Here is a 17,705-nt window from a genome sequence, read left to right as displayed (position 1 = left end):
GGGCCGCTCACCGCTCCCCGGGGCCGGCCAGTTCGGCGAGCGCGCCCCGGACCAGGGCGAGGAAGGCCGTGGAGGGCCCTGCCTCCACGGCGCGCTCCGCGGCCAAGCCGTCGAGGTGTTCCAGGAGCTCGCCGACGGTGCCGAAGGGGCCGACCGGGCGGAGCAGCCAGAGGCGGCCCGGGGGCCGGGGCGGGAGGCCCAGCCCGGCAAGGATCTCGTCGGCCTCCCGGTCGAGGTCCCGGAGGTCGGGCTCCGGCAGCGGGGCGCACTCCACGCCGGTGATGTGGCCGTGGCCGTCGAGGGCGGTGTCCACCGCCCAGTGGGTGGAGCGGTCGGGGATCCAGGTGCGGGCCGCGGGCGGCCAGACGTACGGGAGGAACGCCCAGCGCAGGTCCTCGGGAGCCGGCTCCCAGCCGAGCACCTCCAGCTCCCGCATCTCGGGCAGCCGGTCCGGCTCCAGTTCGCTGCGGCCGGTACGGCGCAGTGCGAGCGGGTGCGGTGTTCCGTCCTCGTCCCACGACATGCGGGCACGCTATCCGACGCGGTGACCGATATGCGTGACCTGTTGCGGTACGAGGCCCCCGCGTGCGTCTGCATCCGGTCCAGCGGGTTGGCCGCGATCCGGGTGGCCGCACCGCCGGCCACGGACGCGGCCGCCGCGCAGTCGGGCTTGCGCAGCATCTTGGTCCTCGACCGGGGCCAGGCACGACGATCTCCTCGGCGCGCGCGGATGCGGTGCCGAGCGTCCACGTCGTCATGGGGCGTCAGCGCAGGCGGCGGCTGAAGTCGATCTCGGACGGGGGCTCCCCCGGCCAGCTCAGCCGGGTCGGGGCGGGCGGGGTCTCGGCGAGGACGGTCCCGCGCGAGACGACGTAGCGCGGGCGGACCTGGCGGCGGATGGCCTCCTCGGGCGTCGGGGCCGGGAGCAGCACGAAGGAGGCGGGGGCGCCCGCGGTGATGCCGTACTCCGTCTCCGCGAGGCCGAGCACCCGCGCCGCGCGCTCCGTCACCATCGAGAAGGCCAGCGGGATCTCGTCGGCGCCGGTGAGCTGGGCGGCGTACAGCCCGACGAGGGCGGTCTGCAGCGGATTGGCGGTGCCCAGCGCGTTCCAGGGGTCCATCACGTCGTCGTGGCCGAAGGCGACGTTGACCCCGGCCGCCAGCATCTCCTTGACCTGGGTGAGGCCGCGGCGCTTGGGATAGGCGTCGAAGCGGCCCTGGAGGTTCAGGTTGGCGAAGGGGTTGGACACCAGGTTGATGCCGGAGCGGGCGAGCAGCCGCTGGAGTTTGTAGCTGTAGGCGCCGTTGTAGGAGCCCATGGCCGTGGTGTGCGAGGCCGTGGCGCGTTCGCGCAGCCCCGAGCGCAGGGCGAGGGTGGCCAGTACCTCCACGAAGCGCGACTGCTCGTCGTCGATCTCGTCGCAGTGCGCGTCCACCCGCAGGCCGTGTTCCTCGGCCAGCGCGAAGGCCGTGCGCAGCGAGGCCACGCCGTCCTCGCGGGTGTCCTCGAAGTGCGGGATCGCGCCGACGACGTCCGCACCGCGGGCGACGGCCTCGCGCATCAGCCCCTCGCCGCCGGGGAAGGAGACGATGCCCTCCTGCGGGAAGGCCACGATCTGCAGGGTCATGAAGTCCCGCACCCGGTCGCGCACCTCCAGCAGCGCTTCGAGCGCGGTGAGGTCCGGGTCGGTGATGTCGCAGTGGGTCCGCACGTGCAGCACCCCGTGGGAGGCCTGCCAGCGCAGCACCTCGGTGGCCCGCGCGATCACGTCCGCGCGGGTCAGGGTCCGCTTGCGCTCGCTCCAGCAGGCGATGCCCTCCCAGAGGGTGCCGGAGGCGTTGGGGCGCGGCTCTCCGGCGGTCAGGGCCGTGTCCAGGTGGATGTGCGGCTCGACGAAGGGCGCGCTGAGCAGTCCGCCGTGCGCCTCGATGAGGATCCCGGTGACCGGTGGTTCCTTCTGGTCGTCGTACGGGATCACCCGCGCGATGCGGCCGTCCTCCGCGACCTCGACGTCGGACAGGCCATGGGTGTGCAGCAGCCGGGCGCCCCGGACGATCATCCGCATGGCGCCAGCCTAGAAGGCTACGGCCCGGAGCGGGCCTAGCCGCGCTTGGCCTGGGCCTTCTGCTGCATGCCGCGCGTCTTCGCCGCGGTGCTGTGGCTGTCCCGGACCGCGGCCTTGGCACGGGCCTCGGCGGCCGTGTTCTTCGCCAGAGCGCGCTCGGAGTCCTGGTGGATGTGGTGGCCGCTGCGGGCCTTCTTGGCCATGATCGTTCCTCCTCGGACGGGACGGCCGACGCGTTCCACTGTGCGCCCGTTCGGAGCAGTCGGCACCTCGTGCACGGCTGCGGCCACAATGGGGCGCATGACCAGCGACAGTGAGACCACCCCCGAGATGCTCGACTGGGAGAAGCGGTTCAGGGCGCCGCGCGTAGGGCTCCCCGACTGGGCCGAGGACGCCCCGGACCGTTCGCTCTTCGTCTCCAACGCGACCGGAACCTTCGAGATCTACGCCTGGGACCGCACCACCGGCGCGCAGCGGCAGGCCACCGACCGCCCCAACGGAACCACCGACGGCACCCTCTCCCCCGACGGCAAGTGGATCTGGTGGTTCTCCGACACCGACGGCGACGAGTTCGGCACCTGGGTGCGCCAGCCCTTCGCGGGCGGCCCCGACGAACCGGCCACCCCGGGCCTCGCGCCCTCGTACTCCGCCGGGCTGGCCATCGGGCGTGACGGGACGGCCGTCGTGGGGCGCTCAACCGACGAGGACGGGTCGACCGTCCACGTGGTCCGGCCGGACGGCTCCGCGCCCGCCGTGATCTACCGGCACCGCGAGTCGGCCGGCGTCGGCGACCTGTCGCGCGACGGAACGCTCGTGGCCGTGGAGCACACCGAGCACGGCGACGCGATGCACTCCGCCCTGCGCGTCCTGACCCTCACCGGGGACACCGTCGCCGAGCTGGACGACACCCGGGGCGGTAGCGAGGAGCTGGGCCTGGAGGTCCTCGGCTTCGCACCGGTCGAGGGCGACACCCGCCTCCTCGTCGGCCACCAGCGGCGCGGCCGCTGGGAGCCGATGGTGTGGGACGTGTCCACCGGCGCCGAGCAGGAGCTCGCGATCGACCTCCCGGGCGACGTCAGCGCCGAGTGGTACCCGGACGGCAGCGCGCTGCTGGTCGCGCACAGCTTCGAGGCGCGCAGCGAGCTGTGGCGCTACGACCTGACCGCGCGGGAGCTCGTACGCGTGGACACGCCGCCGGGGTCGGTGTCGGGGGCCACGGCGCGGCCCGACGGGACGGTGGAGTACCTGTGGTCCTCGGCCGCCGAGCCCTCGACGGTACGGTCCACCGCGGGCGGGATCGTCCTGGACCCGCCGGGCTTCCGTGCTCCGGGCTCGGTCCCGGTGGAGGACGTGTGGGTGGAGGGCCCGGGCGGGCGGATCCACGCGCTCGCGCAGCGGCCGTCGGGCCACGGCGAGGGCCCCTTCCCGACGGTCTTCGAGATCCACGGCGGGCCGACCTGGCACGACAGCGACTCCTTCGCCTCGGCCCCGGCGGCCTGGCTGGACCACGGCTTCGCCGTGGTGCGGGTCAACTACCGCGGCTCGACGGGCTACGGCCGCGAGTGGACCGACGCCCTCAAGCACCGGGTCGGGCTGATCGAGCTGGAGGACATCGCGGCGGTCCGCGAGTGGGCGGTCTCCTCCGGCCTCGCGGACCCGGCGCGCCTGGTGCTGTCGGGCGGTTCCTGGGGCGGGTACCTGACGCTGCTGGGCCTGGGCACGCAGCCCGGCGCCTGGGCCGTGGGCCTGGCCGCTGTACCGGTCGCGGACTACGTGACGGCCTACCACGACGAGATGGAGGCGCTGAAGGCCCTGGACCGGACCCTCTTCGGCGGCACGCCGGAGGAGGTCCCGGACCGCTTCGAGGCGTCCTCGCCGCTGACGTACGTGGACGCCGTGAAGGCGCCCGTCCACATCGCGGCGGGCGTGAACGACCCGCGGTGCCCGATCCGCCAGATCGACAACTACGTGGACCGGCTCGCCGCGCGCGGGGCGGTGCACGAGGTGTACCGGTACGACGCCGGGCACGGCTCGCTGGTGGTGGAGGAGCGGATCAAGCAGGTCCGGATGGAGCTGGAGTTCGCGCTGAAGCACCTGCCGCGCTGACCCTGCGGGAGGGCCGCCGGTGCACCCCCCGTACGGTGGTGGGGTGCACCGGTTTCTCCTGACCCCGCGCTGGTGGGGGATCAACGTCTTCGTCGCGCTCGCCGTGCCCTTCTGCCTGTTCATGGGGTCCTGGCAGCTCGGCCGGTTCGAGGACCGCGTCGACAGCCACCGGGAAGCGACCGCCGAGCGGCCCGCGGACCGGGTGGCCGCGCCCCTGGACTCGCTGCTCCCGGTCGACAAGAGGACCTCCGGGCAGCTGGCCTCCACGGCCGGGGAGTACGGCGACCAGCTGCTGGTGCCCGAGCGGCGGCTCGACGGCGCGTCCGGGTTCTACGTGCTGACGCTGCTGAAGACCGACTCCGGCAAGGCCGTCCCGGTGGTCCGGGGCTGGCTGCCGGGGGTGGCGGATCCCGCGAAGGCTCCGGCCCCGCCGACCGGCCGGGTCGAGGTCACCGGGGCCCTGCAGCATGCGGAGAACTCCGGCACCAAGGGGGTCCACTCCCAGGGCGGCCTGCCGGCCGGGCAGCTCGGGGTGATCGGGGCGGCCTCGCTGGTCAACCTCGTCCCGTACGACCTGTACGACGCCTGGCTGACCGTGCAGACCCCGTCGGACGGGATGATTCCGGTGCCCGCGCAGGCGCCGACCAACACCGGGCTCGACCTGAAGGCCTTCCAGAACCTCGGCTACACCGGCGAGTGGTTCGTCTTCGTCGCCTTCGTGCTCTTCATGTGGTTCCGGCTCTACCGCCGCGAGGTGGAGACCATCCGCGACGCCGAGGCCGGCCTGCTGGAGCCGGCCGCCTAGGTCGTCTCTTTCGGAGCTTGTCGGCCGAGCCCGCGTTGTCCGGTGCCGTGCATCGCAAGGCGGAGGAGCTCCCTTGTACTGGACGTACTCGGGAGCCCCGACAACGCGGCGAGGTGCGGTGCCGGGCGACGCGGGCCCGGCAAGATCCGAAAGAGACGACCTAGGTCCGGCCCGTACCAGCCCGCGAGCCCGGCGTGATCGGCAGGACACCCGCTAGGACACGGGGATCGCGCCCGTCCGGTAGACCGTTCCGCCGCAGGCCTCGGGGATCGTCGTCTGCGTGGTCGAGGCCCCCGACTGCGGGGTGTGCGAGACGGCCACGCCGCCCGGGGCCGGGGCAGTGCCCTGCTGCGGTTCGGAGGCCGGACCGCTCCCCGTACCGGCCGAGGTGCCCGCGGAGCCGGTCTGCGGCGGCTGCCCGCCCCCGCCCGGGGTTCCCGGCGCACAGGTCTCCCCGGACGGCACCCACGCGAAGCGGACCTCGTAGGCCGTGTTCGGCGGGAGCACGAGGGCCGGGGACGCGGCCGACGGGTCGGGCAGCAGTCCGCTCGCCGGGTCTCCGGCCGTGTGGCCGACGACGGCGACCGCGGAGCCCGCACCGGTCCCCGTACCGGGCGCCGGTGCGGCCGTCACGCTGTCCTGGCCGCTCACGGCGCAGCCCTGAGCGGAGACGTTGGTGATCCGGAAGCTGCCGTACACCCTGCCGTCGGTCTCCGGGGTCCGGGCCGAGCCCACCACCCCGAGCTGGTCCGGGCCGCACCCGGGCACACCGGGCGCCGCCACCGGCGGCAACGGGCCTGGGCCGACCACGGAGCCGCCGGTTCCGGCGGGTCCCGCGGAGCTGCCGGCGCCGGCGGGGCCGGCTGTCAGACCGCCCGCCGGGGAGCCGGGCGTGGCGTTCGGTGCCCCGGTGACGCCGCCCACGGCCGGGTCGTCGCCGAGGGAGTCGGACGACCTCGGCCGGTCCCCGAATCCGTTCAGATGGGGGTCGGACGCGGACGTGCCCGGCTTCTCGCCGGCGACCGTGCCGTGCCCCGCCATGGCAGGGTGGTCCGCGGACGCGCCCTCGGCCGCCGTCAGGTGCAGGGCGGCCGGGACCGCGGTCCCGGCGAGCAGTACGACCGCGGCGGCGCCGACGAGGGCGGCCCGGCGGTTGCGGGTCCGGCGCGCGGGGACGGCGTCACGCAGCCGCTCCAGTGCGTCGGCGGAGGGCTCCAGGCCCTCGACCGCCCCGCGCAGGAGGACCCGGAGCTCGTCCTCCCCGCTTCCTGCGCCCTGCGGAGTGTGATCGTCCATCATGACTGCGCAGCCTCCATCGCCACCCGCAGCGCGGCAATGCCCCGCGATCCGTACGCCTTCACCGAACCGAGCGATACTCCGAGCGTCTCGGCGACCTGGGCCTCCGTCATGTCCGCGAAGTAGCGCAGTACGAGCACTTCACGCTGGCGTCGCTGCAGTCCGCGCATCGCCTTGATCAGATCGTCCCGCTCCAGCTGGTCGTATGCGCCCTCTTCGGCGCTCGCCATGTCCGGCATCGGCTTCGAGAGCAGCTTGAGGCCGAGGATGCGGCGGCGCAGGGCCGAGCGCGAGAGGTTGACGACGGTCTGGCGCAGGTACGCCAGGGTCTTCTCCCGGTCACGGACCCGGTTGCGGGCCGAGTGCACCCGGATGAAGGCCTCCTGGACCACGTCCTCGCAGGAGGCGGTGTCGTCGAGGAGCAGCGCTGCCAGGCCCAGGAGCGAGCGGTAGTGCGCCTGGTAGGTCGCGGTGAGGTGGTCGACGGTGGTGCCCGCCACCACCTCGGCCGTCTCGCTCTTGGCCGCCCCGTCCGCCTCAGCGCTGTCGCGCGGTGCGGGCACGAGGCCGCCCCGGATCGGTACGGCAGTCCGTACGGGCGCCTGGGACGGCCCCGCCGGCGGGACGGGCACGATCACGGGAAAACCGCCACCGGGTACGCGGGAGCCCCGGCGCGACGGGATGATCCCGATCTGCGCCGGTCGGACGACTGGTTCCAGCAGTGCCTCTGCCACGCCAGTTGGACACGCGTCCCCCCATCAGGGTTGTACGCGCGAGGCAGCCTCACCAGCAAAATCCCTATTGCCCTCATGCGTACCCGCTCTTCCCGATTGCCCCGTCTTATCGAGACGGCAGTCGGGCCATCACCTTGATCAAGGGATCAGCACCGATCCTACAAAGCGAATTACGCAAATTCACCTGCGATCAGTTCCGCGATCTGTGTGGCATTCAGCGCAGCGCCCTTGCGGAGATTGTCCGCGCACACGAAGAACTCCAGGGCGTAAGGATCGTCGAGCGAGACCCGCACCCGTCCCACCCAGGCGGGATCCGTGCCGACGGCGTCCACGGGGGTGGGGAACTCCCCCGCCGCTGGGTCGTCCACGAGCACCACGCCGGGGGCCGCCTCCAGGATCTCCCGGGCGTGCGCGGCCTCCACCTCGCGCTCGAACCGCGCCCGTACCGTCAGCGAATGCCCCGTCAGCACCGGTACCTGGACGCAGGTCACCGACACCGGGAGCTGCTCGAGCTGCAGGATCCGGCGCGTCTCCCCCCGTACCGCCAGCTCGTGCGAGGACCAGCCGTCCGCGCGCAGCTCTCCGGACCAGGGCACGACATTGAGGGCGAGCGGAGCCGCGAAGGGGCCGGTGTCCTCTCCCACGGCACGGCGTACGTCCCCGGGCTGCTCGCCCAGGGAGGTCCCGGCGACCAGCGACTGCTGGCGGCGCAGCACCTCGGAGCCGGCCCGGCCGACGGCGCTCGCGGCCTGGTACGAGGAGACGGCCAGGTCGCGGAGGGAGTACTCGGAGTGCAGCGCGCCGAGCGCCGCGATCATGGTGGCGGTCACGCAGTCCGGGCCGGCGACGATCCCGCGCGGCCGGATCCGTACGGCGTGCCCGTTGACCTCGGGCACCACCAGCGGGACCTCGGGGTCCTCGCGGAACGCGGCGGACAGGTCGATGGCGACCGTGCCGCGGGCCGTGACGACGGGGGCCCATCGGGCCGAGACGTCGGCCGGGGTGAGGAAGAGGGCGATGTCGCCCGGGCCGAGGCCGTCGAAGGCGTCCTCGGTGAGGGCGATCACCTCGCACTCCCGCGCCCGGACGGCCAGCATGCGGCCGGCCGAGCGCGCGGAGGCGATCAGGCGGATCTCGCCCCAGACGTCGGCCCGCTGGGACAGCATCTGGAGCAGGACCGAACCGACTGCTCCGGTCGCCCCGACCACGGCGAGTGCCGGGCCGGAGGACCGGGTGCGGGTCATCGTCCGGTGCCTCCGTAGACGACGGCCTCGTCGCTGTCGGAGTCGAGGCCGAAGGCCGTGTGCACGGCGCGGACGGCCTCGTTGACGTCGTCCTGGCGGGTGACGACCGAGATGCGGATCTCCGAGGTGGAGATCAGCTCGATGTTCACGCCCGCGTCGGACAGCGCCTGGAAGAAGGAGGCGGTGACGCCCGGGTTCGTCTTCATGCCGGCGCCGACCAGGGAGATCTTGCCGATCTGGTCGTCGTAGCGCAGGGAGTCGAAGCCGATCGCGCCCTTCGCCTTCTCCAGGGCGTCGATGGCCTTGTGGCCCTCGGACTTGGGGAGGGTGAAGGAGATGTCCGTGAGGCCCGTGGAGGCCGCGGAGACGTTCTGCACGATCATGTCGATGTTGATCTCGGCGTCCGCGATGGCACGGAAGATCGCCGCGGCCTCGCCCGGCTTGTCCGGGACACCGACGACCGTGATCTTGGCTTCGGAGACGTCGTGCGCGACTCCGGAGATGATGGCGTGCTCCACCTGCGCGTCCCCTTGCGGATTCTCGTTGCTGACCCAGGTGCCCGGCAGTCCGGAGAAGGACGAGCGGACGTGGATCGGGATGTTGTAGCGGCGCGCGTACTCGACGCAGCGGTGCAGCAGCACCTTGGAGCCGGAGGCCGCGAGCTCCAGCATGTCCTCGGAGGAGATCCAGTCGATCTTCTTGGCCTTCTTCACGACGCGGGGGTCCGCGGTGAAGACGCCGTCGACGTCGGTGTAGATCTCGCAGACCTCGGCGTCCAGCGCCGCGGCGAGCGCGACGGCGGTCGTGTCCGAGCCGCCCCGGCCGAGGGTGGTGATGTCCTTGGAGTCCGCGGACACGCCCTGGAAGCCGGCGACGATGGCGATGTTGCCCTCGTCCAGCGCGGTGCGGATACGGCCCGGCGTGACATCGATGATGCGCGCTTTGTTGTGGACCGAGTCGGTGATCACGCCTGCCTGGCTACCGGTGAACGACTGGGCCTCGTGGCCCAGGTTTTTGATCGCCATGGCCAGCAGGGCCATGGAGATCCGCTCCCCGGCGGTCAGCAGCATGTCGAATTCACGCCCGGCAGGCATCGGGGATACCTGCTCGGCGAGATCGATCAGCTCGTCCGTCGTGTCGCCCATCGCGGAAACCACGACGACCACCTGGTGGCCGTTCTTCTTGGCATCCACGATCCGCTTGGCGACACGCTTGATGCCCTCGGCATCGGCTACGGAGGAGCCTCCGTACTTCTGCACGACAAGGCCCACGTGCGCTCCTCGCTCAATCCGTCTCATTGCTGGTGCAGTCTAACGAGCGACCGGGATCCGACCGCCTCGTACCACATCATGAGACGAGAAGATCAGAGAATGAGTTCCCTCAGATACGGCCGAGACCGCCGAGCTCTTCGGCCATCACCTGTCCGGCCTGCTCCGCGAGATCGTCCTCGGCCAGGTCCTCGTCCGTGTCCAGGCCGTCCAGGGCGGCGAGGGGCTGGTCGAGGCGGACGTGGGCGATCAGCGACTGCAGGGCGCGCAGGGTGGCCGAGGCCGTCGGACCCCAGTTGGTGAAGTACGAGAACTGCCACCACCACAGCGCCTCGGTGATCCGGCCCGCCTGGTGGTGGATCAGGCCGTGCCGCAGGTCGGCGACCATGTCGGCCAGGTCGTCCGAGATCCGGTGCGCGACCGGGGCCTTGCGCGGCTCGTACGGGTCGAAGACCTCGGAGTAGACGTCGACCGGCTCCAGCATGACCGCGAAGCGCTCGCGCAGAATGTCCACGTCCGGCTCCGGGCCCAGGTCGGGCTCGTAACGCTCGTCGGGCAGCACGTCCTGGTACGCGCCCAGCCGGCCGCCCGCCAGCAGCAGCTGGGACACCTCCAGGAGGAGGAAGGGCACCGCGCTGTCCGGGTCCTCGCCCTTGGCCACCTCGGTGACCGCGACGATGAAGGACTCGATCTGGTCCGCGATCGAGGCGGCGAAGTCGTCCGGATCCTGTCCCAGGGCGTGCAGCGTTGCGTCAGACATCGAGAAGTCGCCTTCCTTCAAAGGCCCGCCCGAGCGTGACCTCGTCCGCGTACTCCAGATCTCCCCCGACGGGGAGCCCGCTGGCCAGGCGGGTTACCTTCAGGCCCATGGGCTTGATCATGCGGGCGAGGTAGGTGGCGGTCGCCTCCCCCTCCAGGTTCGGGTCGGTGGCCAGGATCAGCTCGGTCACCTCTCCGTCCGCCAGGCGCGCGAGCAGCTCGCGGATGCGCAGGTCGTCCGGTCCGACGCCCTCGATCGGGCTGATCGCACCGCCGAGGACGTGGTACTTGCCCCGGAACTCGCGCGTCCGCTCGATCGCGACGACGTCCTTCGGTTCCTCGACGACGCAGATGACCGTGGTGTCCCGGCGCGGATCACGGCAGATGCCGCACCGCTCCTCCTGCGCCACGTTCCCGCACACCGCGCAGAACCGGACCTTGTCCTTGACCTCCAGCAGCGCGTGCGCGAGGCGGCGGACATCGGTGGGCTCGGCCTGCAGGATGTGGAAGGCGATCCGCTGCGCGCTCTTGGGCCCGACGCCGGGCAGCCTGCCCAGTTCGTCGATCAGGTCCTGAACCACGCCTTCGTACAACGGACTGCCTTCTTTCGTCGGGTAGGAATGAGGTGGGCTAGAACGGGAGGCCGGGGATGCCGCTGCCGCCGCCCAGGCCCTGGGCCAGGGGGCCCAGCTTCTGCTGCTGGAGCGCCTGCGCGTTCTCGTTGGCCGCCTGCACCGCGGCCACCACCAGGTCGGCGAGCGTCTCGGTGTCCTGGGGGTCCACGGCCTTCGGGTCGATCACCAGCGCGCGCAGCTCACCGGAACCGGTGACGGTCGCCCTCACCAGACCGCCGCCGGCCTGGCCCTCGACCTCGGCCTGTGCGAGCTCCTCCTGCGCGGCCGCGAGATCCTGCTGCATCTTCTGGGCCTGCTGGAGCAGCTGCTGCATGTTGGGCTGGCCACCACCGGGAATCACAGGGCACTCACTCCATACGTCGTACGTCGAGACCTTCGGAACGCTTGGTCAATCCGAGCCTACGTGCTCCCCGGGCGCTGCGCCCTACGCCGTGAGGACCAACTCTTTCGAGTGAGAGACGGGGCGTACGCGTACCTGATGAAGACCTCCTTGCGGGCGGAAAACCCGGGAATCGTCGCCCATCGCCCGTCATTCGAAGGTAGGAAGAGCATGCGCATCATTGCGCACACGCGCACCACCACACGTCAGCGCAGGCAGAGGGAGTGCCGGGTGAGCCAGCCGGAGATGCAGCCCGAGGGGCCACCCCGGGATCCCCGGGAGGAAGGCGGCGGACCGATGGCGGCGGGCGATCTGACCGGCCGGCCGTTCCCCCTCGGGGACTGGGGCGAGCCCGCCGAGCGGCTCGACGAGCTCTACCGGCGGGTCGAGGCCGATGCGCTGCGCACCGCCGAGTGGTACCTGTCCGACCGGGCGTGGAAGCGGCGCGGTGCGCGCGTGCTGCGCGCCGGGGCGGCCGTCGGCGCCGTCACGGGCGCGTCGATGCCGCTGCTGGAACTGACGGGCTCGATCCCGGGCGCCTCCACGTACGGATACCTCGCGCTGCTGCTGGGCGCGGCCGCGCTCGCCTGCGACCGGTTCTTCGGGCTGACGTCCGGGTGGATGCGGGACGTGGCCACGGCCCAGGCGGTACAGCGACGGCTCCAGACCCTCCAGTTCGACTGGGCCTCGGAGAACGTGCGCGAGGTGCTGGGCCCCACCGAGGGCACGGCCAGCGAGGCCGCGGAGCGGTGCCTGACCGTGCTGCGCCGCTTCTCGGAGGACATCACGGAGCTGGTGCGCTCCGAGACCGCGGACTGGATGGTGGAGTTCCGGGCCGGGCCCGCGCCGCTGGTCATGCAGTCGCTGGGGGCTTCCGGGGGCCGGGCGGACGCGAGCATCCCGCCGGCGCGCTTCCCGCTGCCGCCGGGCACCCGGCCGAACATGCCCCGCCAGCGGCCGCCGGAGCAGCCGCGCTGAGACGTTTTCCCGGGCCCTGCAGCTTCTTCCGGGGCTTCCGGGGTTCAGGGGGCCGTCCGGTTCAGGGGGCGTCCGGTTCAGGGGCCGTCCGGGGTTCAGGAGGCCTTCCGCGGTCTGCTGCCGGCGCGGCGGCGGGGCCGGTTCCGCGCTCGGATCCGTACCCCGCCCACCGGTCGCAGGCCGCCGGTCGCCGCCGGCCGGACACGGCTCAGCTGAAGATGATCATCGATCCCTGGCCGAGGCTCCGCGTCGCGGCCGCGTGCAGGCCCAGCCACACGTGCCGTTCACGGGCGAAGGGACTGCCGTCGTACGGAATCGGTCCCGCGGGCTCCTCCAGCTGCGTCGGCCGCCCCGGCGGCGCCGGCGCCGCGGGCGGGTTCCCCGGGTCTATCCCGATGGCGGGGGCCACGAACAGCAGCTCGCGCAGCAGCCCCTGCGCGGACCCCAGCGGCCCGCCCCCGGCCAGCAGCTCCTCGTTCGCCAGCGGTGCCGCGAAGTCCACCGGGACGTACGCCCCGGCATGGTCGTAGTGCCACACCAGGTGCGACTGCTGGGCCGTGGGCTCGAACATCTCCAGCAGCTGCTCGTAGTCCCCGCCCAGCTCGTCGACCGGGGTCACGGGCAGCCCGCAGAGCTGGAGCAGGTACGCCCGCCGCAGGAAATGCAGGGCGTCGTAGTCGAAGCCGGCGACCGGGGCGACGTCCCCGCTCAGGCCCGGCATGTAGGCGAACACGGGCACGGACGGCAGTCCGGCCGCGCCCAGCGCCTTGTCGTACGAGGCGATCTCTTCCGCGAAGGGGTTGTCGGGGCTGTGGCACAGCACATCGACAAGGGGGACCAGCCACAGGTCACAGGCCACGCGGCCTCCGATCAGTCATTGCCGCCGATCGGGCCAGAGTAGTGGGCCGGACACCCTCCGCGAAGGGGTGCGCATAACCTCGGGGCTGACCTCGGGGCTGACCTCGGGGCTCAGAGGCGGGCGGCCCAGGCCAGCGCGTGCTCGTTGTAGCCCTGCACGATGGAGCGCACCGCGTCGGCGTCGGCCCGTGTCACCGCGTCCACCAGCTCGCTGTGGCCGTCCCACAGCGCCGCCCGCAGTTGCGGTTCGCGCTGGAGGTGAGGGACGGCGAAGACCCAGCACTGCACGCGGATGCGGTGCAGGAACTCGGAGATGTAGGTGTTGGCGACCAGCCCGCTCAGCTCCCGCCAGAAGCGCAGGTCGTAGCCGATCAGCACTTCGAGCGAACCGCTCTGGGCGGCCCTGCGCGCCTCCTCGCCCCGGCGGCGCACCGACACCAGCAGCTCGCCGGAGCCGGGGGCGGTGCCGCGTTCGGCGAGGCGGCGGAAGATGCCGTCCACGACCAGCGAGCGGGCCTCGATCATTCCCCGGAAGTCGTCGACGGAGAAGATCCGCACGCGGAAGCCGCGGTGCTGGACCAGTTCGAGCAGTCCCTGGGCCGAAAGGTCGACGAGCGCCTCGCGGACCGGGGTCGCGGAGACCTCGTACTGCTCCGCTATCTGCTTGACGGTGAACTCGGTCCCCGGAGGCAGGCGTCCCGCGAGCACCTCGTCGCGCAGCGCGTCCGCGATCTGCTGGCGGAGCGTGTTGCGGGTGACAGCTCCGCTGCCTGGCATAGGGGTCCGTCTCCTGTCGTAGAGCTCCGGACACCATAGGCCAGACAACGCGGCTGAAAACCGATCGGTAGCCAACCGATATACCGATCGGTAGCCAACCGAGATGCGAAATCCGCACCCGCCGTGCGGGTGCGGATTTCGCGTCGCCCGGGTTGCGGCCCCGGCCCCCCGGGCGGACCTAGGTCCTGTCGGCAAAGTCCCGCCTGGCCCACGGCGCCCGGCACCGCACCTCGCCGCGTTGTCGGGGCGCCCAAGTACGTCCAGTACTCGGGCGCCCCTCCGCCTTGCGATGCACGGCGCCGGACACCGCGGGCCCGACCGGCGCTACTTCGACGACAGGACCTAGCCGGTGGTGTGGCGGTCGGCGACCGTCAGTGCCTCGTCGAGCAGGGCCAGGCCCTCCTTCGCCTCGGCCTCCGTGATGGTGCAGGGCGGGACCACGTGGGTCCGGTTCATGTTCACGAAGGGCCACAGGCCGGACGCCTTGCAGGCCGCCGCGAATTCGGCCATCGGCGCGTTGTCCGCGCCGGCCGCGTTGTACGGGACGAGCGGCTCGCGCGTCTCCTTGTCCCGTACGAGCTCCAAGGCCCAGAAGGCGCCGAGCCCGCGGACCTCCCCGACCGAGGGGTGCCGCTCGGCGATCTCGGCGAGCGCCGGGCCGATGACGTTCTCGCCGAGGTGGGCGGCGTGCTCGACGACGCCCTCCTCCTCCATGGTGGTGATCGTCGCCACGGCGGCGGCGCAGGCCAGGGGGTGGCCGGAGTACGTCAGTCCGCCCGGGTAGGGGCGGGTGGCGAAGGTCTCGGCGACGGCGGCCGAGATGGCCACGCCGCCGAGCGGCACGTAGCCGCTGTTCACGCCCTTGGCGAAGGTGATCAGGTCGGGGGTGACGTCCCAGTGGTCGGCGGCGAACCACTTGCCGGTGCGGCCGAAGCCCGACATGACCTCGTCCAGGATGAAGACGATGCCGTGGCGGTCGCAGAGCTCGCGGACGCCCGCGAGGTAGCCGGCCGGCGGGGTCATGATGCCGGCGGTGCCGGGCACGCTCTCCAGGATGATCGCCGCGATGGTCTGCGGCCCCTCGAAGGCGATGGTGTCGGCGAGGTGGGCGAGGGCGCGGGCGCACTCCTCGGCCTCGGTGGTGGCGTGGAAGGCGGAGCGGTAGAGGTACGGGCCCCAGAAGTGCACGACGCCGGCGGCGGCCGTGTCGGAGGGCCAGCGGCGCGGGTCGCCGGTCAGGTTGATCGCGGCGGCGGTGGCCCCGTGGTACGAGCGGTAGGTGGAGAGCACCTTGGCGCGGCCCGTGTGCAGACGGGCCATGCGGACGGCGTTCTCGACGGCCTCGGCGCCGCCGTTGGTGAAGAAGATCTTGTCCAGGTCGCCCGGGGTCCGCTCGGCGATGAGGCGTGCGGCCTCGGAACGGACGTCGACGGCGAAGCCGGGCGCGAGGGTGCAGAGCCGGCCGGCCTGCTCCTGGATCGCGGCGACGACCTTGGGGTGCTGGTGGCCGATGTTGGTGTTCACCAGCTGGGAGGAGAAGTCGAGGAAACGCTTGCCCTCGTAGTCCCAGAAATACGACCCCTCGGCCCCTGCGACGGCGAGGGGGTCGATCAGGGCCTGGGCGGACCAGGAGTGGAAGACGTGCTTCCGATCTGCGTCCTTCACGGCGGCAAGGGTGTGCGGGGTGACATGAGGGGTCATGACGTCACGCTAGAAGTGCGCAGGTGGGGCGGGATATCGGCGGACTGTATGGGGGTGGGGGGCGGCTCTCGGCAGTCTGTCTGCGAGCGGGCCCGAACCTCCTCGCAGGATTGACAGCATCCTGTCGTTATGACAGTCTATTGTCATAGAGCAGGAACCACGCTGGAGGCGAAAGCACCATGAGCGAGACCCCGCGCAAGCCCGTCCACCTCGCGGTCTACGACACGTACGCGGACTGGGAGACCGGCCACACCACGGCGCACCTCACCCAGCGCGGTCACGTCGTGCGCACAGTCGGCCTCGACTCCTCGCAGCCGGTCACCACCATGGGCGGCGTCCGCATCCAGCCCGATCTGGCCCTGGCCGACCTCCGGCCGCAGGACTCCTCGCTGCTGATCCTCACCGGCGCGTCCCTGTGGGACACGGGCGACGAGCTGGCGCCGTTCGCGGCGAAGGCGCGGGAGTTCCTGGCCGCCGGGGTCCCGGTCGCGGCGATCTGCGGAGCCACCGCCGGCCTCGCCCGGGCGGGCCTGCTGGACGGCCGCACCCACACCAGCGGCGCGTCCTTCTACCTGGCGGAGCAGCCGGGCTACGGGGGCGCCGACGGCTACGTCGAGGCCGACGCGGTGACCGACGGCGACCTGATCACGGCGGGGCCGACGGAACCGGTGGCCTTCGCCCGCGAGGTCTTCGCCCGCCTGGACGTCTACAAGCCGGAGGTCCTGGACGCCTGGTACGGGCTCTTCCACGACTCGGACGTCAGCGCGTACCCGGTCCTGATGGCGGCAGCGGCGGCCGGCGATGCGTGAATCGGTGCACGAGCCGCTGTCGCTCGGGGACTCCCGGACCCGGCAGGACCTGCTGAGCCGCACCGCGCTCGGGGTGTTCCGGCTGAACGGCCAGTTCCTCGCCATCTCGGAGGAGCTGGCCAAGCCGGCCGGGCTGACGGCCGCCTGGTGGCAGGTCCTGGGCGCGGTGCTGCGCGAGCCGCTGCCCGTCGCGGGCATCGCCCGCAGCATGGGCATCACCCGGCAGAGCGTCCAGCGCATCGCGGACCTGCTGGTGGCCAAGGGCCTGGCCGAATACGCCCCGAACCCCGCCCACCGCCGGGCGAAGCTGCTGCGGCCCACGCAGGAGGGCCTCGAGGCGGTGGACCGGATCGCCCCGGGGCACGCGGCCCTGGCGGCCCGCCTCGCGACGGAGCTGGGCGACGCCGCCTTCGCGGAGACGGTCCGCGCCCTGGAACGGCTGGCCTCGGCCCTGGACGCGCTGGAGGCCTCGACGCCGACCGCGTCACTGGTGGCGGCCGCGGATCCGGATCCGACCGCAGCTCCGACCGCAGCTCCGGCCGCCATTCCCGGACCGCCGGGCCCGGAGGCCGCTTAGGCGCCGTCGGAATGGCCGCGTGTTCCTGCTGGACGGCACGGCACTCGGCGCCCTGCCCGTGTTCTGAGCGGCCCCGGCGGGCGATTGTGTCGAAGTCAATAAGCCTGCAAACAATGCTTGTTACGTATAACGGGGCTGTCGGACACTGCGGCACATGGAGCCGTTGAAGGTAGTGGCACAACTGTGGGAGCGAATAGAGGCACGCGACTGGGACGGCGTGGCCGCGCTCATTGCCGAGGACGCCGTCATCGAATGGCCCGTGAGCGGTGAGCGCATCGTGGGGCGCGCCAACTTCATAGCCGTGAACAGCGACGACGGCTACGCGGACGAGAGATCCGTGGAACTGCTGCGGATCCTGGCCGACGGGAACCTCGTGGTCACCGAGGTGGAGATACCTCAGGACCACGTCGTCTACCGGGCCGTCTCCCTCTGGACCGTGCGGGACGGGGAGATCGTGGGGGCGAGGGAGTACTGGACCAGCCCCGGTCAGGATCCGGCGCCGCGCTGGCGGGCGGGTTACGTCGAGCCCTTGGTGGCGGACTGAGCGGCGTGGACTTGGGCCTGGCCTTGGCTCTTGAGTATCGCCCGTCATACCTGAGAGCTACGCGCGAACACGGCTCCATGGCGTGACGCCGACCACGGGTCTTGATTTCTAACTTCGGTAGCAGAGAGGAGCATTGACGGCTCTTCCGGGCGACGACCGAAGGAAGAGG

Annotated in this window: 19 protein-coding genes; 6 read left to right on the top strand and 13 right to left on the bottom strand. The window is 72.1% G+C overall.

Annotated elements, in window-relative coordinates; translation table 11 throughout:
• Positions 1-7: 7 nt before the first annotated feature.
• The 3 genes from OG444_RS21155 to OG444_RS21145 form a co-directional block, all read right to left on the bottom strand.
• Positions 8-523, bottom strand: coding sequence for a DUF5956 family protein (locus OG444_RS21155; RefSeq protein ID WP_327263656.1), 516 nt, complete (start codon positions 521-523; stop codon positions 8-10).
• 241 nt (positions 524-764) lie between these two features.
• Positions 765-2,066 (bottom strand): cytosine deaminase, encoded by a 1,302-nt coding sequence (codA, locus tag OG444_RS21150; protein WP_327263655.1) that lies wholly within the window; start codon positions 2,064-2,066, stop codon positions 765-767.
• Between the two features lie 35 nt (positions 2,067-2,101).
• A complete protein-coding gene (locus tag OG444_RS21145; protein WP_327263654.1) occupies positions 2,102-2,269 on the bottom strand; it encodes a hypothetical protein in 168 nt (55 codons plus the stop codon).
• A 97-nt stretch (positions 2,270-2,366) separates the two neighbouring features.
• On the opposite strand from OG444_RS21145, the gene OG444_RS21140 reads away from it, so the two are divergent.
• Together OG444_RS21140 and OG444_RS21135 are read left to right on the top strand one after the other, a co-directional pair.
• Entirely contained in the window at positions 2,367-4,172 is a 1,806-nt protein-coding gene (locus OG444_RS21140) for a S9 family peptidase (protein WP_327263653.1), read from the top strand.
• A 43-nt stretch (positions 4,173-4,215) separates the two neighbouring features.
• Positions 4,216-4,977, top strand: coding sequence for an SURF1 family protein (locus tag OG444_RS21135; RefSeq protein WP_327263652.1), 762 nt, complete (start codon positions 4,216-4,218; stop codon positions 4,975-4,977).
• Positions 4,978-5,190: 213 nt separating this feature from the next.
• Here the strand turns inward: OG444_RS21135 and OG444_RS21130 are convergent, their stop codons facing one another.
• From OG444_RS21130 to OG444_RS21100, 7 genes are all read right to left on the bottom strand, one after another.
• Positions 5,191-6,276, bottom strand: coding sequence for a hypothetical protein (locus tag OG444_RS21130; protein WP_327263651.1), 1,086 nt, complete (start codon positions 6,274-6,276; stop codon positions 5,191-5,193).
• Positions 6,273-6,965, bottom strand: coding sequence for a SigE family RNA polymerase sigma factor (locus OG444_RS21125; RefSeq protein WP_442810771.1), 693 nt, complete (start codon positions 6,963-6,965; stop codon positions 6,273-6,275). Before OG444_RS21125 ends, OG444_RS21130 begins: the two co-directional genes overlap by 4 nt.
• A gap of 212 nt (positions 6,966-7,177) precedes the next feature.
• Complete coding sequence (locus OG444_RS21120) at positions 7,178-8,251, bottom strand: aspartate-semialdehyde dehydrogenase (RefSeq protein ID WP_327263649.1); 1,074 nt, start codon at positions 8,249-8,251, stop codon at positions 7,178-7,180.
• Complete coding sequence (locus OG444_RS21115) at positions 8,248-9,522, bottom strand: aspartate kinase (RefSeq protein ID WP_327263648.1); 1,275 nt, start codon at positions 9,520-9,522, stop codon at positions 8,248-8,250. The genes OG444_RS21120 and OG444_RS21115 overlap by 4 nt, the downstream gene beginning before the upstream one ends.
• Before the next feature lie 109 nt (positions 9,523-9,631).
• On the bottom strand, positions 9,632-10,279 hold the full coding sequence (locus tag OG444_RS21110; protein ID WP_327263647.1) for a DUF5063 domain-containing protein: 648 nt from the start codon (positions 10,277-10,279) through the stop codon (positions 9,632-9,634).
• Positions 10,272-10,871, bottom strand: a complete 600-nt coding sequence (gene recR / locus OG444_RS21105; protein ID WP_030010802.1) for a recombination mediator RecR — start codon at positions 10,869-10,871, stop codon at positions 10,272-10,274. The genes OG444_RS21110 and recR overlap by 8 nt, the downstream gene beginning before the upstream one ends.
• A 37-nt stretch (positions 10,872-10,908) precedes the next feature.
• Positions 10,909-11,253, bottom strand: a complete 345-nt coding sequence (locus tag OG444_RS21100; protein ID WP_327263646.1) for a YbaB/EbfC family nucleoid-associated protein — start codon at positions 11,251-11,253, stop codon at positions 10,909-10,911.
• Between the two features lie 270 nt (positions 11,254-11,523).
• On the opposite strand from OG444_RS21100, the gene OG444_RS21095 reads away from it, so the two are divergent.
• Positions 11,524-12,270, top strand: coding sequence for an SLATT domain-containing protein (locus tag OG444_RS21095; protein ID WP_327263645.1), 747 nt, complete (start codon positions 11,524-11,526; stop codon positions 12,268-12,270).
• Between the two features lie 208 nt (positions 12,271-12,478).
• Here the strand turns inward: OG444_RS21095 and OG444_RS21090 are convergent, their stop codons facing one another.
• From OG444_RS21090 to OG444_RS21080, 3 genes are all read right to left on the bottom strand, one after another.
• Positions 12,479-13,129: a hypothetical protein gene (locus OG444_RS21090; RefSeq protein ID WP_327263644.1), complete on the bottom strand. Its 651-nt coding sequence runs from the start codon at positions 13,127-13,129 to the stop codon at positions 12,479-12,481.
• A gap of 110 nt (positions 13,130-13,239) precedes the next feature.
• Complete coding sequence (locus OG444_RS21085; protein ID WP_327263643.1) at positions 13,240-13,905, bottom strand: GntR family transcriptional regulator; 666 nt, start codon at positions 13,903-13,905, stop codon at positions 13,240-13,242.
• A 342-nt stretch (positions 13,906-14,247) separates the two neighbouring features.
• On the bottom strand, positions 14,248-15,606 hold the full coding sequence (locus tag OG444_RS21080; RefSeq protein WP_327263642.1) for an aspartate aminotransferase family protein: 1,359 nt from the start codon (positions 15,604-15,606) through the stop codon (positions 14,248-14,250).
• Between the two features lie 179 nt (positions 15,607-15,785).
• On the opposite strand from OG444_RS21080, the gene OG444_RS21075 reads away from it, so the two are divergent.
• The 3 genes from OG444_RS21075 (at position 15,786) to OG444_RS21065 (ending at position 17,536) form a co-directional block, all read left to right on the top strand.
• The gene (locus OG444_RS21075) at positions 15,786-16,415 is read left to right on the top strand and encodes a DJ-1/PfpI family protein (protein ID WP_327263641.1); all 630 of its coding nucleotides are present in this window, start codon (positions 15,786-15,788) and stop codon (positions 16,413-16,415) included.
• The gene (locus tag OG444_RS21070) at positions 16,408-16,992 is read left to right on the top strand and encodes a MarR family winged helix-turn-helix transcriptional regulator (RefSeq protein WP_327263640.1); all 585 of its coding nucleotides are present in this window, start codon (positions 16,408-16,410) and stop codon (positions 16,990-16,992) included. Before OG444_RS21075 ends, OG444_RS21070 begins: the two co-directional genes overlap by 8 nt.
• A gap of 154 nt (positions 16,993-17,146) precedes the next feature.
• Positions 17,147-17,536, top strand: a complete 390-nt coding sequence (locus OG444_RS21065; protein WP_327263639.1) for a nuclear transport factor 2 family protein — start codon at positions 17,147-17,149, stop codon at positions 17,534-17,536.
• Positions 17,537-17,705 lie beyond the last annotated feature (169 nt).

This window comes from Streptomyces sp. NBC_01232, assembly GCF_035989885.1.
Classification (GTDB): Bacteria; Actinomycetota; Actinomycetes; order Streptomycetales; family Streptomycetaceae; genus Streptomyces.
This window is presented reverse-complemented; position numbering and strand designations above follow the sequence as displayed.

Excerpts from the sequence above, each read along its gene's own strand:
- OG444_RS21155 (WP_327263656.1), bottom strand. The coding sequence starts at position 523 with ATGTCGTGGGACGAGGACGGAACACCGCACCCGCTCGCACTGCGCCGT.
- codA (WP_327263655.1), bottom strand. The coding sequence starts at position 2,066 with ATGCGGATGATCGTCCGGGGCGCCCGGCTGCTGCACACCCATGGCCTG.
- OG444_RS21145 (WP_327263654.1), bottom strand. The coding sequence starts at position 2,269 with ATGGCCAAGAAGGCCCGCAGCGGCCACCACATCCACCAGGACTCCGAG.
- OG444_RS21140 (WP_327263653.1), top strand. The coding sequence starts at position 2,367 with ATGACCAGCGACAGTGAGACCACCCCCGAGATGCTCGACTGGGAGAAG.
- OG444_RS21130 (WP_327263651.1), bottom strand. The coding sequence starts at position 6,276 with ATGATGGACGATCACACTCCGCAGGGCGCAGGAAGCGGGGAGGACGAG.
- OG444_RS21120 (WP_327263649.1), bottom strand. The coding sequence starts at position 8,251 with ATGACCCGCACCCGGTCCTCCGGCCCGGCACTCGCCGTGGTCGGGGCG.
- OG444_RS21110 (WP_327263647.1), bottom strand. The coding sequence starts at position 10,279 with ATGTCTGACGCAACGCTGCACGCCCTGGGACAGGATCCGGACGACTTC.
- OG444_RS21085 (WP_327263643.1), bottom strand. The coding sequence starts at position 13,905 with ATGCCAGGCAGCGGAGCTGTCACCCGCAACACGCTCCGCCAGCAGATC.
- OG444_RS21080 (WP_327263642.1), bottom strand. The coding sequence starts at position 15,606 with ATGACCCCTCATGTCACCCCGCACACCCTTGCCGCCGTGAAGGACGCA.
- OG444_RS21075 (WP_327263641.1), top strand. The coding sequence starts at position 15,786 with ATGAGCGAGACCCCGCGCAAGCCCGTCCACCTCGCGGTCTACGACACG.
- OG444_RS21070 (WP_327263640.1), top strand. The coding sequence starts at position 16,408 with ATGCGTGAATCGGTGCACGAGCCGCTGTCGCTCGGGGACTCCCGGACC.
- OG444_RS21065 (WP_327263639.1), top strand. The coding sequence starts at position 17,147 with ATGGAGCCGTTGAAGGTAGTGGCACAACTGTGGGAGCGAATAGAGGCA.